The sequence below is a fragment of the Pseudoalteromonas sp. T1lg22 genome (assembly GCF_002964645.1).
Lineage (GTDB): Bacteria > Pseudomonadota > Gammaproteobacteria > Enterobacterales > Alteromonadaceae > Pseudoalteromonas.
Genome location: NZ_PQBY01000002.1, coordinates 401,192 through 415,096 on the forward strand (window position 1 = coordinate 401,192; position 13,905 = coordinate 415,096).

General features: G+C 51.7%; 9 protein-coding genes. 3 read left to right on the forward strand and 6 right to left on the reverse strand.

What is annotated here, in order from left to right; all coding sequences use genetic code 11:
- Positions 1 to 27: 27 nt before the first annotated feature.
- Complete coding sequence (locus tag C2M24_RS01800; protein WP_233999477.1) at positions 28 to 1,716, reverse strand: alkaline phosphatase; 1,689 nt, start codon at positions 1,714 to 1,716, stop codon at positions 28 to 30.
- Positions 1,717 to 2,015: 299 nt separating this feature from the next.
- Between C2M24_RS01800 and C2M24_RS01805 the strand changes: the two genes are divergently transcribed.
- The gene (locus C2M24_RS01805) at positions 2,016 to 2,927 is read left to right on the forward strand and encodes a pirin family protein (RefSeq protein WP_105213098.1); all 912 of its coding nucleotides are present in this window, start codon (positions 2,016 to 2,018) and stop codon (positions 2,925 to 2,927) included.
- A gap of 129 nt (positions 2,928 to 3,056) precedes the next feature.
- Here C2M24_RS01805 and C2M24_RS01810 read toward each other — a convergent pair whose 3' ends face one another.
- The 3 genes from C2M24_RS01810 to C2M24_RS01820 form a co-directional block, all read right to left on the reverse strand.
- Positions 3,057 to 4,238 carry a S8 family peptidase gene (locus C2M24_RS01810; protein ID WP_105213099.1) on the reverse strand — a complete coding sequence of 394 codons (1,182 nt, stop codon included), beginning with the start codon at positions 4,236 to 4,238 and terminating at the stop codon, positions 3,057 to 3,059.
- Between the two features lie 14 nt (positions 4,239 to 4,252).
- Entirely contained in the window at positions 4,253 to 4,804 is a 552-nt protein-coding gene (locus C2M24_RS01815) for a hypothetical protein (protein WP_105200926.1), read from the reverse strand.
- A 316-nt stretch (positions 4,805 to 5,120) separates the two neighbouring features.
- Positions 5,121 to 5,750 carry a response regulator transcription factor gene (locus C2M24_RS01820; RefSeq protein WP_105200925.1) on the reverse strand — a complete coding sequence of 210 codons (630 nt, stop codon included), beginning with the start codon at positions 5,748 to 5,750 and terminating at the stop codon, positions 5,121 to 5,123.
- A 383-nt stretch (positions 5,751 to 6,133) separates the two neighbouring features.
- Here C2M24_RS01820 and C2M24_RS01825 point away from each other — a divergent pair, with 383 nt between their 5' ends.
- Positions 6,134 to 6,826 carry a hypothetical protein gene (locus tag C2M24_RS01825; protein WP_105213100.1) on the forward strand — a complete coding sequence of 231 codons (693 nt, stop codon included), beginning with the start codon at positions 6,134 to 6,136 and terminating at the stop codon, positions 6,824 to 6,826.
- A 15-nt stretch (positions 6,827 to 6,841) separates the two neighbouring features.
- Here C2M24_RS01825 and C2M24_RS01830 read toward each other — a convergent pair whose 3' ends face one another.
- Together C2M24_RS01830 and C2M24_RS01835 are read right to left on the reverse strand one after the other, a co-directional pair.
- Positions 6,842 to 7,195, reverse strand: a complete 354-nt coding sequence (locus C2M24_RS01830; RefSeq protein ID WP_105213101.1) for a cupredoxin domain-containing protein — start codon at positions 7,193 to 7,195, stop codon at positions 6,842 to 6,844.
- Positions 7,192 to 9,450 carry a heavy metal translocating P-type ATPase gene (locus C2M24_RS01835; protein WP_105213102.1) on the reverse strand — a complete coding sequence of 753 codons (2,259 nt, stop codon included), beginning with the start codon at positions 9,448 to 9,450 and terminating at the stop codon, positions 7,192 to 7,194. Before C2M24_RS01835 ends, C2M24_RS01830 begins: the two co-directional genes overlap by 4 nt.
- Before the next feature lie 561 nt (positions 9,451 to 10,011).
- Here C2M24_RS01835 and C2M24_RS01840 point away from each other — a divergent pair.
- A complete protein-coding gene (locus tag C2M24_RS01840) occupies positions 10,012 to 13,833 on the forward strand; it encodes an HYR domain-containing protein (RefSeq protein WP_105213103.1) in 3,822 nt (1,273 codons plus the stop codon).
- The last annotated feature ends 72 nt before the right edge of the window (positions 13,834 to 13,905 follow it).

Below are 13,905 nucleotides of genomic sequence, written 5' to 3' on the forward strand. Positions count from 1 at the left end.
AGGCATAGCGCCCCGGCACCCAATCTCTTAGTTGGCGCCCAGTAAGGCCTTAGCCATTAACTGACCGATTTCGGTGTGGTGCAACATGCTTGAGAAAGGCTTGGTCACGCCATCTGGGCCAAACGCATACACGGCAACCGGCGTTGCGGTATGAGTACCGTTACCCCAGGTCACGCTTTGCTCCGAGCTAATCGCACGGGCAATCAAGGCTCCTTGGTCTTCATAGGCATACACATAGAAGTCGCTGAAATCATTGATAGCCGGCACCTGAGTCGCACTTAGGTACTTGTGATCCGCATAATAGTTTTCGTTAGGCTTAACCGCAGCGATGGCTTGGGCATCAGCATAATCGATATGGAAATCCGAGTGCAGGGTCGCGTTTACCGCAGTTTGCCATTGCTCCGGCGTTGAAGCGCCAAAATCCCAATCAGCATTCACCTGGTCGTAAATCGCATAGAAAGACGCTTTTTGAGCGTAAATCTTGTCCAGGGTAGACAGCGAACCAAAGTTGTAGTTTGGATGGTAGTTTTCACCCTTCATACCATCACCCGACAAGGTAGTGGCTTCAGGAATATTGTGTGCCGAGTAGCTAAAACCAAAACCACCGGTTTCGTGGTCGGCGGTGATCACCACTAGGGTGTCATTGCGCTCGCTTACCCACTCGTACACGGCATCAACCGCTTCATCAAACTTCAATAATTCGTGTAGCATCCAGCCGGTGTCATTTACGTGCGCCGCCCAGTCGATTTGACCACCTTCTATCATCAAGAAGAAGCCATCTTCGTCTTGAGACAAAACATCCAGGGCTTTTAACGTCATTTCACGCAGTGAAGGCTCGTGGTTACACTGGCTTGCATCGTTTTTACAGGCCGTGTATTCGATGCCATCGTTCATAGCCGAGTCGTCAAATAGACCCAGCAGCTTAGCACCCTCTGCCGCGCTCAACTGCTCCTTATCAAAGGCCAGGGTATAGCCGGCATCGCGTGCTTCTGCGATCAGGTTACGATCATCGCTACGCTTAGACTTTTTAATTACGCTGGTGTTACCGCCTAGCTCGGCAGCCAATGCATCTTTGCGATCGGCGGTATCTTGTGGCAACCAGTGACGGGCACCACCACCTAGCAATACATCAACCTGATTCATCAATAGGTCTTCGGCAATTTCGTTCTCAAATGAGCGATGTGGTTGGTGCGCCGCAAAAGCCGCCGGCGTGGCGTGAGTAATACGGGTATCTGTCACTAAGCCTGTGGCCTTGCCCGCTGCCTTGGCTTTTTCCAAGATGGTTTCTACTACATTACCCTGGTCGTCCAGGCCAATCACTTCGGAAGCCGCCGCTATGCCGGTAGCCAGCTGAGTCGCCGAGCACGCCGAGTCTGTTACCAAAGAACCGTTTTTACCGCCCGGGGCATTAAGCGATAAACCAACGTGGCCGCCGTCGGCAAACTTCTGCATACCCGTGGTTGTGCTTGCCAATACGCTGTTTGGCGCACGACGCGCATATTCTTCAAGCAGGCCGATTTGTTGCGGGCCCATGCCGTCGCCGATCATTAAAATGACGTTTTTAACAGAGGTGACTTCTTCTTGTTCAACCGGTACTTCAACGATTTTTTCGACCTCAACAATGCGCTCTACTTCAACTGTTTTTGTGTCCGAATCACAGCCCATTAGCAGTGCCGAAGAAATGGCCGCCGCCAGCATAGTTTTATTTATTTTCATTTTTTTCCCTGATAATACTATTTTAGTTAGTGGTACAGGGCGGCGATAATGAACGCGCTTTGTTAAAAATAAATGAAACTTTTGTAAAGGTTTAAATTATTGGGACATTAATTTTTATATTTATAAAATAACCATTCCCATATTAGGGATAAAATAAATCAAACCATATTTCTTTCTCTCCCCTAAGCCAAGCGCGCTTTATCTAGACTTTTTTTATCTATTTGCCCAAGGGAGGCTAAACTTGAAAAGCAGCTTAGCGATTTAGTTGATTTATCGGGGTCAATTTCAAGGAGCAAGGCATGAATCGTGTCAGTAATGTAGAGGCGCAACAGAGTAAACCGATCACCGCACGTTCGCCAATTCGAGCACTGTTAACACCACGCTATAAAGATATGGGTGGTTTTTCGGTGCTGCGCTCCCTGCCCACCTCACAGATCACCACCATAGGACCCTGGATTTACTTCGATCACCTAGGACCGGCTACCTTTGCACCCGGGCAAGGGGTTAATGTGCGCCCTCACCCTCATATTGGCATAGCCACAGTCACCTATATGTTCGACGGCGAGCTGCTGCATAGAGACTCCTTAGGCAGAGTACAAGCGATTCGTCCCGGCGATGTTAACCTAATGATTGCCGGTGCCGGCATAGTACACTCAGAGCGCCAAAGTGAGCAGGAGTGCGCTAAAGCGCACAGTCTTGAGGGCTTACAGTTATGGCTGGTATTGCCAGAAGAGCAAGAGCAAAGCGACCCGGCCTTTTATCATTATCCCGCTGAAGCCTTGCCTATCACCTCGGTAGCTGGGGTCCCGGTGCGGGTGATGATGGGCAGCGCCTACGAGGTAAGTTCACCGGTAAAAACCTTTTCCGATACCCTTTACCTTGAAGCCGAATTAGCACCCGGACAAACACTGCCCCTGCCCAATTGCGAGGAGTTAGGCTTGTATGTAGTGCGAGGCCATATTCACTGCGGCGGCACCTCGGTGCCAGCTCAAAGCATGGCGGTGTTCGATTGCGCACCCACGCTGAGCATCCGCGCTCATGAATATTCACGCATCGTCTTAATTGGCGGTGCCTACCTCGGGCCCAGGATCATAGATTGGAACTTTGTATCAAGCAGCCAGACCCTTATCGAACAGGCAAAAGAAAAATGGCGCCAGGGGCGCTTTCCCAAGGTGCCCGGCGATGAGGAAGAATTTATCCCTCTGCCTTAATCAGGAAAGCCAAGTCTATAAGTACATAACCCAGGTCAATACCCTGTTGCGGTAACAGGAGTTATACGGCTTGATAGAAAAAAAGGTCGCCCCGATTGAGACGACCTTTTAAGGAGGGGAACTTACTTGTTACTTCACGCCCTTGCCATTACAGCTATTAACCATTAAATGATCATATGCGGCTTTGGCCTGAACCAAGCCATTACCATACTTATAGTCATAGCCGGCATCGCCCAAATCCTTCGCCGAAGCGCTCAAGGCATTACGGATCTCATAGTTATTACAGTGTGGAAAATGACTCCATACCAAGGCCGCGACACCGGACACATGAGGCGTCGCCATTGAGGTACCCGACATCCAGGCATTGCCACCACCGGGGAAGGTGGAATAAGTGTCTACACCAGGAGCTGCAAGCTCAATCTGAGAAGTTCTTTGTGAAAATTCAGCATGTTGCATATCCTTATCCACTGCCGCGACCGACACCACGGAATCGTAAGATGCGGGGTAGCTATGGGTGGCGTTGCCATCATTACCAGCAGCGGCAATGGCCAAGACACCGGCACGCTCTAGTCGTGCAAAAGCACGCGCTTCAACCTTGCTCGAAAAGGCGCCGCCCAAACTCATGCTCACTACCTTAGCACCGGCGTTGGCGCAATCCGCCACCGCGCCGGCAAGATCTGAGGCATAAACAAAACCGCCCTCGTCATCAAACACTCGTACTATGTGTAATTCTGCCATACCTGAGCCTAACACCCCGGTCACACCGCCGTTACCATCAATTGCGGCTATGGTGCCGGCGACATGGGTGCCGTGACCGTGGCCGTCTTCATACCAGGGGCCAGCGCCTTCATCGTCACCGGTCACTGTAGTGCTTGGCAAATCCGGGTGTCCCAAATCATAACCGGTATCGACAACACAGACCTTGATACCGCCGGCATAGTTAAGCTGATCCGCTTGCACCATGGCTAGGCCGTATGGCGCAATATCTTGAAATTCATTGGCGGAAACTGCGCTTGGGATAACCTGGCGCACGGCATCAATTTCGGCGGATTTCATCACCCCCTTTGCCTGTAATTGTTTAAATGTATCGGCATTAACCACAGCCGCCACGGCGTTATCATGATCCAACTGACGTTTTACTTCGCCACCGGCAGCCTCAATGGCGGCGATCAGCTCGGCCTTATTGCCCTGATGATATTCGAATATGACACGAGCCGTTTTGCCCGCCAGCATATCAGTGCCCTCAACCAGCTCGGCTTGCGCCGAAAAAGCAGTGGCTACTAATACAGTGAGTAAAGTTTTATTAAACATCCGTATTCTCCTTATTATTCTGCTTCGTTAGTTTCTGGGCAGCTGTGTTGCTGAATATTACCGTTCACTGTGCCAACATTACCGTAACCCTCATAGGGTCCGTCGATAAGGTTAAACGCGGTAATGGCACCATGGAAATTGCCTTTACCTTCGCCGGTATCAAAGAAACAGACAAAGCCTGTGCCTTCTCCAGGCGCCTGAGGGTTTTTCGATGAGTAGCTAAATTGCGCTTCAAACTGATCCATGCAGTTACATTCCTGCACGCCGTTTTCTAATCCTTCATCGGTCAACGCACAATAACCAAAATTATCTACTTGCGCCTTAAGGCTTACACCACCAACATCTTCGAAATCAATGGCGCTGTGATCGACATAGTTAACGCGACCCTTAACCTCATCGCCGCCGCAATTTTCGGCGTTAAAAGTAAAGACGGCATTCTTATCACCACCGGCCGAAGCCATGGTGCCGCCGCCAGTAAACTTATGCTCACCGATAAAGGTACAGCCGCTCGACAAGGTTGCGGCCAACAACGCCACGCTAAGCAATTTGAGTTTGTTTTGGACCATAACGTCCTCCATTTGTCATTATTTTTAACTTCATTGCATGTTTTTTTATTGCGCACTTGTTCAAACAGTAATGAGAGCCATATAACAACCAAGATGGCACCACTTCCTCACCTGTTGTGAAATTCCAGTGTAAGCAGTTACCAACAATTAACATATAACGCAGATGCGCTAATTGAACGGCTAAATTGACCTAGGCCATTTGACCTAAAATAGCCGTTAAATGCGAAAAAAGTCGTGGTTTTTGAGTAAAAACCAGACTTTATTGCAATTATTGGCACAATAAAAAAGGGGTTAGCTTAGGTGCTGAGCTACAGGTTTACAGCTCAAGGGCATGAGCCAGGCGCTTATATTTCACCGCCGCCTGAGTACGGTTTTCAACATCCAGCTGTTTAAATATGGCACTGGCGTGAACACGAACGGTTTTCTCGGAAATATTCAACTCACGGGCAATTGCCTTGTTGCTTAAACCATCGGCCATTTGCCTTAACACCTTGCCTTGACTGGGGGTCAAAAAGGGTAATACATGGAGTTCATCAGCCTCGGGCAAGACCTGGCGAGAGGCTACTGAATCGACAACAAGGTACTTAGAAATCAAGTCAATAATCACCGAGTCGAATTCGGTTTTAGAGACAAATCCGGCGGCGCCGGCGTTTAAACAGGCGGTGCAGCTGTTAAAGTCATCAAAGCCGCTTATCACTATCACAGGGACATTTGCGTAGTTCTTACATATGTATTCCACTCCCTGAATACCCTCACTGCCGGGCATGGAGAGATCAACAATGGCTAAATCTAGGTGTTGTTCTTTTTGCTCAAAAAGGCGAAAAAGTTGATGGTAACAATGGGCACTTTCAACCTGAATATCGGGCCAAACGTCTTTAATTTTATGTTCAATGGCAAACACAATTAAAGGATGATCATCGGCTATCGCAATACATGCGTTACTCATTTTAAAACCCTCCTTAGCGGCCTTCCCTGCTGGTTTGGCTTAACTGACCCTAGCTGGTGAGCACACCTCTTGTGTGCTTAAGCCAACTTATTACAATGACCCCAATACGGATACAAGACCTTGGTCTAGCTTTCCTGTACCAAGGCTAGCCTTACCTAAATCTTCACGCTACGAAATCAGTTAATGCTCATAGCCAACATACAATGTACTTTAAAAAGGTACAAGGTGCGCGCGATAGATTCTATTCTCACCATAACCCAGTTCCGACATCGCCCTGTGTTCCTAATTTCTAATTGCACCGCGCCGCCAAGCAGCTTAGCGCCGATGCATTAACTTAAAGCCAACTATACTTTAATGATTGAACAACTAAGAAACAGCGCCCTATGACTCGCTCAGCCTTTGTTATTCGCCTTATGGTTCTTGGAGTTTGCAGCTTATTCGTTGCCTGTGGTGGCAGTGACGGCGACAGCGCCCCTCCAGTCAAAATATGCACACAGACCAGCCTATATTACTGCCCTGCCTCCGCCTTTAATGACCCTTTTGGTATCGCCCTGACCATAGCCTGGTATACCGGCCAATGCACGAGAGAAGTGTTTTGCGAGGAAGACGGTAACGTGCCCGACGTCGACCCGGATAACGGCATCATTGACGATGACTTTATCAGTAAAAACTGGACGACCCAGTCACTGCAAGAAAGAGAGCCCAATAATGAATTTGCGCAGGCCACGCCCTTTATTCTCAGTCCCAGTAATGGCGTGTTGATCACAGGAGAGCTTGACGCCGCAAGCGATAAAGCCGATATATTCGCCTTTATTATGGATGGTCAAATCACCGTCAGTATCTATTTGTGTTCAACGCCGAGCACCTGTACCCAGCCGTTTTACAATGGCCCCGACCTCTACATCGAGCTCTATAACGCCAATGAGGTGTTATTGGATAGCACAGAAACACCCAATGAACTGGGCCATGTATTTACTGGCCCGCAATTATTGGATGGTGAGCAATATTCTATCGCCGTGCGTATCAGAGACGCTGCCATGGCTGCGCAAGAATATAAGTTAGTCATCACCGACTAATTTGAATCAAGGCCGTCACACCACGGTTAAGGTGCCACGATACATCTGCATCTGGCAGTGAAATGGATACTCTCCCGGAGCCAGGTCGGACAGCGTAACAGCTGTTAACTTATCCAACTCCAGTTGCTCGCTGACTCCCAAGCTTGGGATCAGTAACATTTCCGAGCAGGGCGAGTGGTCCTTGCGCAAGAAATTAAGGGTCACAGTCTGATGTGCCCTCACCTGAATCGCCGCGGGGGTATAGACTCCGTCTTTAACCTCTATGGTCAGCGACTGCTCCTGCACCCGGGTTTGGGTCGGTTTGTAGAGCCAAAACCACCATACTATCAAGGCGATGAGTGCCAGTCCTAGAATGTTGATGATGATCATGCTTGTTTCTCCTTTACCTTATGCGCAGTAAATAACCGCAGGCGGTTGGCGTTGCTGACCACAGTGAGGGAGGAAAAGGCCATAGCTGCACCGGCGATCACCGGGCTCAACAACATGCCAAAAACTGGATAGAGCACACCGGCGGCAATGGGAATGCCGGCAACATTATAAATAAAGGCCCCAAAGAGGTTTTGCTTAATGTTTTTTAACGTCGCCTTGCTCACCGCAATGGCATCGGCCAGGCCATGCAGTGAGCCGCGCATTAGCGTGATATCGGCGCTTTCGATGGCCACATCCGTGCCGGTGCCAATGGCAAAGCCGACATCGGCCAAGGCCAGTGCCGGCGCATCGTTAATGCCATCACCCGTCATCCCCACCAGCTCACCGCTCTGTTGCAGCTCTTTGACCTTATTGGCCTTGTCTTCGGGCAGTACCTCGGCAAAAAACTCTTTAATACCAGCTTTATGTGCCACCGCAGCGGCGGTTTCCTGATTATCGCCGGTCAGCATAATGACACGAATGCCATTGTCCTGGAGGCGTTCAATGGCGGCAATGGAGTCCTTTTTGATCGGATCGGCCACGGCAATAATGGCGGCCAGCTCCCCATCGATAGCAAAAAACATCGGGGTTTTGGCCTGTTTCGCCAAGCCATGGGCGCGTTCGCTAAAATCCCCCAGCGTGATGCCCTGTTGCTGCATCAGCTTGGCATTGCCAAAGAACAAGGTTTTATCATCGCAGCGTCCTTCTACCCCTAAACCGGTCAGGGCCTTGAAAGAGTCAACGGGCAGCAATTCAACGTCCTGCTCCTTCGCCTTATCCACTATGGCCTGCGCCAGCGGGTGCTCGGAGCCGCTCTCCAGACTCGCCGCCAGTTGCAGTACCTCCTGCTGTTGATGGTTGTCGGCAATCACCAGGTCGGTGACCTGAGGGGTTCCTTCGGTGATGGTGCCGGTTTTATCCAGCACCATGGCGGTGATTTTTGAGGCGGTTTGCAAGGCTTCACCATTACGTATTAGCACCCCCGCTTCGGCGGCCTTGCCCACCCCCACCATGACCGACATGGGCGTTGCCAGGCCCAGGGCACAAGGACAGGCGATGATCAACACGGTAGTAGCACAGACCATGGCCAGTGCCAGTGCTGGCTCGGGGCCAAAGTTCAACCAGGCCAGAGCCGTCAGTACGGCAATGATCATCACCACGGGCACAAAATAGGTGGCAATAACGTCGGCCAAACGGCCGATGGGCGGCTTGGAGTTTTGCGCCCGCTTGACCATATTGATTATGCGCGCCAGCGCCGTGTCTTTACCCACCCGGGTGGCCCGAAACTGTATCGAGCCCGAGGTATTGATGGTGCCCGCGGCCACTTCATCGTCTTTAGACTTTTCAACGGGCATGGGCTCACCGGTCAGCATGGACTCATCGATAAAGGTATGGCCCTCACTGACCACACCATCAACGGGAATTTTCTCGCCGGGTCTCACCTTAACCACATCATCCAGCAAGACCTGGGCAATATTAATTTGCACTTCTTTATTATCGCGGATCACGGTCGCGGTCTTGGCCTGTAAGCCAATCAAGCGCTTTATGGCCTCGGATGTTTTGCCTCTGGCTTTTAATTCCAGCGCCAGACCGAGGTTAATCAGGCCAATGATCATGGCGGTGGCTTCAAAATACACATGCCGCGCCATAGGGGGAATGCCCTCGGGGATGGCCACCACCACCATGGAGTAAAGCCAGGCGGTGCCCGTGCCCAAGGCAATCAGGGTATCCATATTGGCATTATGGTTTTTAAAACTTTTCCAAGCACCGGTGTAAAAATGCTTACCGGAAAAATACATTACCGCCAGGGTGAGCAGGCCAACGCCTAACCAGGCTGCGCGTTGTATAGATGTGGTGACCGACATATCGCCGCCAAGCAGGCCAAACAACATTAATGGAACACCCACCGACAAGGCAATCACAGTATCCCTGACCAGCTTTTTATAATAGGCTTTATCGGCAAGTTCTTTTTCACCTAGCAAGTCTTCATCGTTTTGCTCTTGCACCGCCTTGGCGTTATAGCCCGCCGACTCTACGGCGGCAATTAAGGCCTGGGTTGAGGCCGTGCCGGTAACCAACACGCTTCTGTCGGCAAAATTCATCTGCGCGCTGACCACGCCCGGCGTTTTTTTCAGCGCCGCTTCTATTTTACCAACGCAGCTGGCACAGCCGGCTCCTTCGATAAGCAGCTGTTGATTTACGTTCGACTCACTCACTTAGTTCTCCTTATTCGCACCCCAAAAATCACGTTACTAGCAAGTTCCGCTGCTTCCGCTCGTTTTATCGCTATTGTCGATGAAAGTGTAGACCTGTGAGTAGGACCAAGGTCAAACTTAAATCAATTAATTAAAATAAAAGGGTAAGCTTGAGTGCGTTTATTGGCTGGGATTCGCCAGTTAGGTAGAAAAATAAGGCCGCTGTTATAGCTTGTAAGCAAATTACTAAAGCGCCTGATTGCCACCCCTAAGCCCTTGTCTTAAGGTTATAAAAGCGGCTTTATTGCGCTTTAGAAAGACCTATTCGCAGCCTTGTTACCCAGTCGCGTCCTTATCAACAACGGCGGTAACATACTGTTTTATCAATTAAATAAGCCATTAACCCAGCCGACTATTGGTCTTTCGCTGCATTTCTTTACTAAACAGCAATAAACAACTATAGCTATAGCCACGTTGAAACATTGCTGGCTGAATGAAGTCTGCCCGACAAACTGACACCAAGTCTGCCTGACAAACTGAAGTGAAATCCGCCGACAAAAGAATCATCCTCAAGGAGATTTTATGTTGATTTCACTGCTGCTCAGGTGTGCCTGCACCTGCTCTCGCCTTTTACTAACCAGTGCCGAAAAAGGCGCAACTAGTAAGACACGTAACCACTTACGCAAACTCAATATAATGGCGAGTGTTACCTTATTACTGGCCTGTTTGTATATTCCCAATTCCTACGCCGCGAGCAGCTGTGGCGGCGATGGCGAGCGCGCCTGCTGTGCCGGTACCTTTGAGGTCTGGCTTGGCCAGGCCTGTGATTACGGCAATGTTGAAGTCGCGGGTTGCTCCGGAGACTGTACCTGCGGTGGGCTAAATCCATTTGGCATTCAGGCATCAGGCACCTGTAAAGCCACCACTTCCTGTGGCGGCGAAGGACAAAGAGCCTGCTGCAATGGCCTGACGGAAACCACCACCTCGGGTGAGCTACGCGCCTGCAACTCAGGGTTAGTTCCCGTCGCTGGCTGCGCCGGTAATTGTTATTGTGGTGGCAGCATAGCCACGGGGCAAGTTGCTCAACACACCTGTGCGCCGGTGACCGAATGCGGCGGTGAAGGACAAAGAGCCTGCTGTGTTGGCGAGCCAAATACCAACGGCGCGTGTAATTCAGGTTTAACCGAAATACCCGGATGCTCCGGGGATTGCAGTTGCGGCACGGTTGATCCCGCCGACTGGCTGGGCGGCATTCCCTCGCAATCCAGTGGTACTTGTGCACGTGTCGGCAGTGTCGCCATCGAAGAACCGCAAGCGGGCTGGAGCGCCAGCGAGGAGCGGCGAACCTGTGCCCTGCGCGGCTACGCCGACCTGCATAACCACCTGTTTGCCCATTTAGCCCATGGTGGCAGGACCTTTGCCGGTGAGTCGGCCCCGGTTGATGACTTTGGTCAATTTACCCTGGATGCAAGTAACAGCATTAATTCAGCAATGTCGCAACAGGAAGATCTCGACATCCACGGCACTCACACCATACTCGAGGGCTTGATTAACGGCGACACCGTCGGTGCCGGCACCAAGGACGGCTCGGTCGGTACGGGTGCACCTCCGTATTTCAATAACTGGCCGACCTGGACCACCACCACCCACCAGCAAATGTACTACCCCTGGGTGGAACGTGCGTTTCGCGGCGGCATGCGCTTGACCACCATGTTGGCGGTCACCAATGAGGCGCTGTGCAAGTCCACCGAAGGAAGCGACTGCGCCAACTCCATGGGTCCCATAGACGCACAAATAGAAGCCGCCTATGATTTCCAACGCTTTATCGATGAAAACTGTGCTGCCGACCCGGCCTCCGGCTTTTGTGCCGGCGAAGCGGGCGCCAAAGAAGGCTGGTTCCGTATCGTCACCAGCCCCTTAGAAGCACGCCAGGTTATAAGTGAAGGCAAGCTCGCCGTGGTGCTGGGCATAGAGGTGGATAACCTCTTTAACTGTAAAGAACAAAATAGCAATCGTCCCGAAGCCAGCTGCCCCAATATGCGCGACGGCAATGGCGAGCTGATGCGCAACGAGCTTGGTGAGCCCATAGACACGGTGACAAAAGCGGTGAATCATTACTTCGACAAGGGCGTGCGTCACTTCTTCCCTATTCACAATTTCGATAACGCCTTTGGCGGCGCCGCCACCTGGAACGACATTATCGCCGTCGGTAATGCCTATTCGGAGCAGCGCTGGTGGCATATAGAAGACTGTGGTGTGGGATATGGTGAGTATGGCAGCCGGCTGTCCGGTGGGCCCTTCGACGACCTGTTAAAACGATTAATCGGCGCTATCGGCTTTGACTCCGAGCTGCCCGTGCGCCCCATCTATCCCCTTTACCCCGCGTGCAACCGCTATGGTCTGAACCTCAGCGACACCGACCCAGGTCCGGATAAACGCGGGTTAGGTAGTGAGTTATTTTCGGCGCTGATGGATAAGGGCATGATCATAGATATCGACCATATGTCCCGTAAGTCCCTGGACAACACCCTGGCCCTGACACGCCTGTATGCGGGCGATGAAAATAATCCCTTAGCCTACTATCCCCTGGTGGCCAGCCATGTGCAGTTTTTTGATTTGCACCAGCGTACGTTCGGTGGCAACCAGGGCCGTCATGAGCGCATGCGCACCAAAGAGCAACTCGAAGCCATTCGTGATGGTGGCGGTATGATAGCGGCCATGACCAAGGACGATGTGCAAGATACGGCAATCAAGGGCTATAAGGTCACCTTGCCCTACTCAGAACCGCTTTTTGGCGTAGCCATCAAGGATAACTGCCGTCACTCTTCCAGAACCTTTGCCCAAGCCTATCAGTATGCGGTGGATGTGATGGGCGGCCCCGTGGCTCTGGGCAGTGATTTTAATGGCGTCGCCGGTCATGTTGGCCCTCGCTTTGGCGCTAATGCCTGCGGCAGTGATATTCCTACTTTGGCACCCAGCGCCGATGTAGAACGCAGCGCCCAACTGCGCGAAAACAATAAACTTATCTACCCCTTTACCCTCGACGGCTATGGTACATTTGATAAGCAAACAAGCGGATTTAAAGCCTTTGACTTCAATGTCGATGGACTGGCCCATGTGGGTCTGCTGCCCGACCTGGTGAAAGACATGGAAAATATCGGTCTTGCCAAACCCTATAACGATGCCTTGTTTGAGTCGGCGGAGCAGTATATTCGCGTGTGGGAGCGTGCCCTGCGCATCGCCGCCTTGAAAAACGGTAACCCTTTACCCGAAAGCCCCGCGGCGGAGCTTACCTGCCCTCGCAGCAATTTATGCCAGGGAGATAACAGCGTACCGGCAGGTATTAACTGTCCGGCACAGGTGGTTAAAGAGTGCACCGGGCCTGATACCGAGGCACAATTTGCCGACCCCAGCGTGAGCGATGGCAGTTGTGGTGTGGCCACCTTCCAAGGTTGTATTCCAGGCTCAGGCTCGCTCTTTAGCGTGGGAGACAATCAGGTAACCTGCGCTGTGATGGACAGTGGCAGAAACTCCGAAAGCTGTTTCTTTAACGTGACCATACAGGATACTCAGGAACCGGAAATTATCGCCCCCGCCGATGTGCTCGCGTTTGAATGCACCTCACCCCAAGGTGCTTCCCCAGAACTCGGGCTGGCAAGTGCCGCAGATATCTGCGACCTAACTCCAGTTATTAGCAACGATGCCCCCAATATTATCGCCATTGGCGCCAATACCATCACCTGGACCGCCACCGATGGCAGCGATAATAAAGCCACGGCACCGCAGCTGGTGGAAATAGTCGATACCGTGCCCCCACAGATTAACTGCCCGCAAAACATAGTGGCCGAGTGCAGCGGCAACCGCTCTGCAACCCTGACCCCAGGCGCGGCAACTGGATCAGATCTCTGTTCAACCTCGGTGGCGCTAAGCCAGCCATCAACCCAGTCTTTCCCCTTGGGGATCACCGAGCTCACCTACACCGCCACCGATGCTCAGACGCTGACCTCGAGCTGCACCAGTACGGTTAAGGTGGAAGATACGCTGGCACCACAATTCAACGACATCCTGGCCTCACCGCATATCCTCTGGCCGCCAAACCATGAAATGATTGACGTGGTGATCGCCCTTACGGTCAACGATGTCTGCGACAACAGCGTCCCGGTATGCCGCGTCACCGATATAAGCAGCAATGAGAGCAGCGATGGCAAGGGCGATGGCAGTACCGAGCCCGATTGGTCCTGGAATGCCAATCAAACCGGCACTACTTTGAACGCGCAATTGCGCGCCGAGCGAGAAGGCTCAGGCGACGGTCGCACCTACACCATCGACCTGGCCTGCAGCGATCTCAGTGGCAACACCAGCACGGCGCAAACCACTGTCTATGCGCCCAAAAATAACAATTAGTGTTAGAACATAAATTAAAGCCTGCAGCTGCGGGCTTTAATCTAACGGTGCTATACCCTTATTCATCGGCTA

What these genes read in the sequence shown, in the direction of transcription:
- C2M24_RS01800 (WP_233999477.1), bottom strand. Translation starts at nt 1,716, where the DNA reads ATGAAAATAAATAAAACTATGCTGGCGGCGGCCATTTCTTCGGCACTG.
- C2M24_RS01805 (WP_105213098.1), top strand. Translation starts at nt 2,016, where the DNA reads ATGAATCGTGTCAGTAATGTAGAGGCGCAACAGAGTAAACCGATCACC.
- C2M24_RS01810 (WP_105213099.1), bottom strand. Translation starts at nt 4,238, where the DNA reads ATGTTTAATAAAACTTTACTCACTGTATTAGTAGCCACTGCTTTTTCG.
- C2M24_RS01815 (WP_105200926.1), bottom strand. Translation starts at nt 4,804, where the DNA reads ATGGTCCAAAACAAACTCAAATTGCTTAGCGTGGCGTTGTTGGCCGCA.
- C2M24_RS01820 (WP_105200925.1), bottom strand. Translation starts at nt 5,750, where the DNA reads ATGAGTAACGCATGTATTGCGATAGCCGATGATCATCCTTTAATTGTG.
- C2M24_RS01825 (WP_105213100.1), top strand. Translation starts at nt 6,134, where the DNA reads ATGACTCGCTCAGCCTTTGTTATTCGCCTTATGGTTCTTGGAGTTTGC.
- C2M24_RS01830 (WP_105213101.1), bottom strand. Translation starts at nt 7,195, where the DNA reads ATGATCATCATCAACATTCTAGGACTGGCACTCATCGCCTTGATAGTA.
- C2M24_RS01840 (WP_105213103.1), top strand. Translation starts at nt 10,012, where the DNA reads ATGTTGATTTCACTGCTGCTCAGGTGTGCCTGCACCTGCTCTCGCCTT.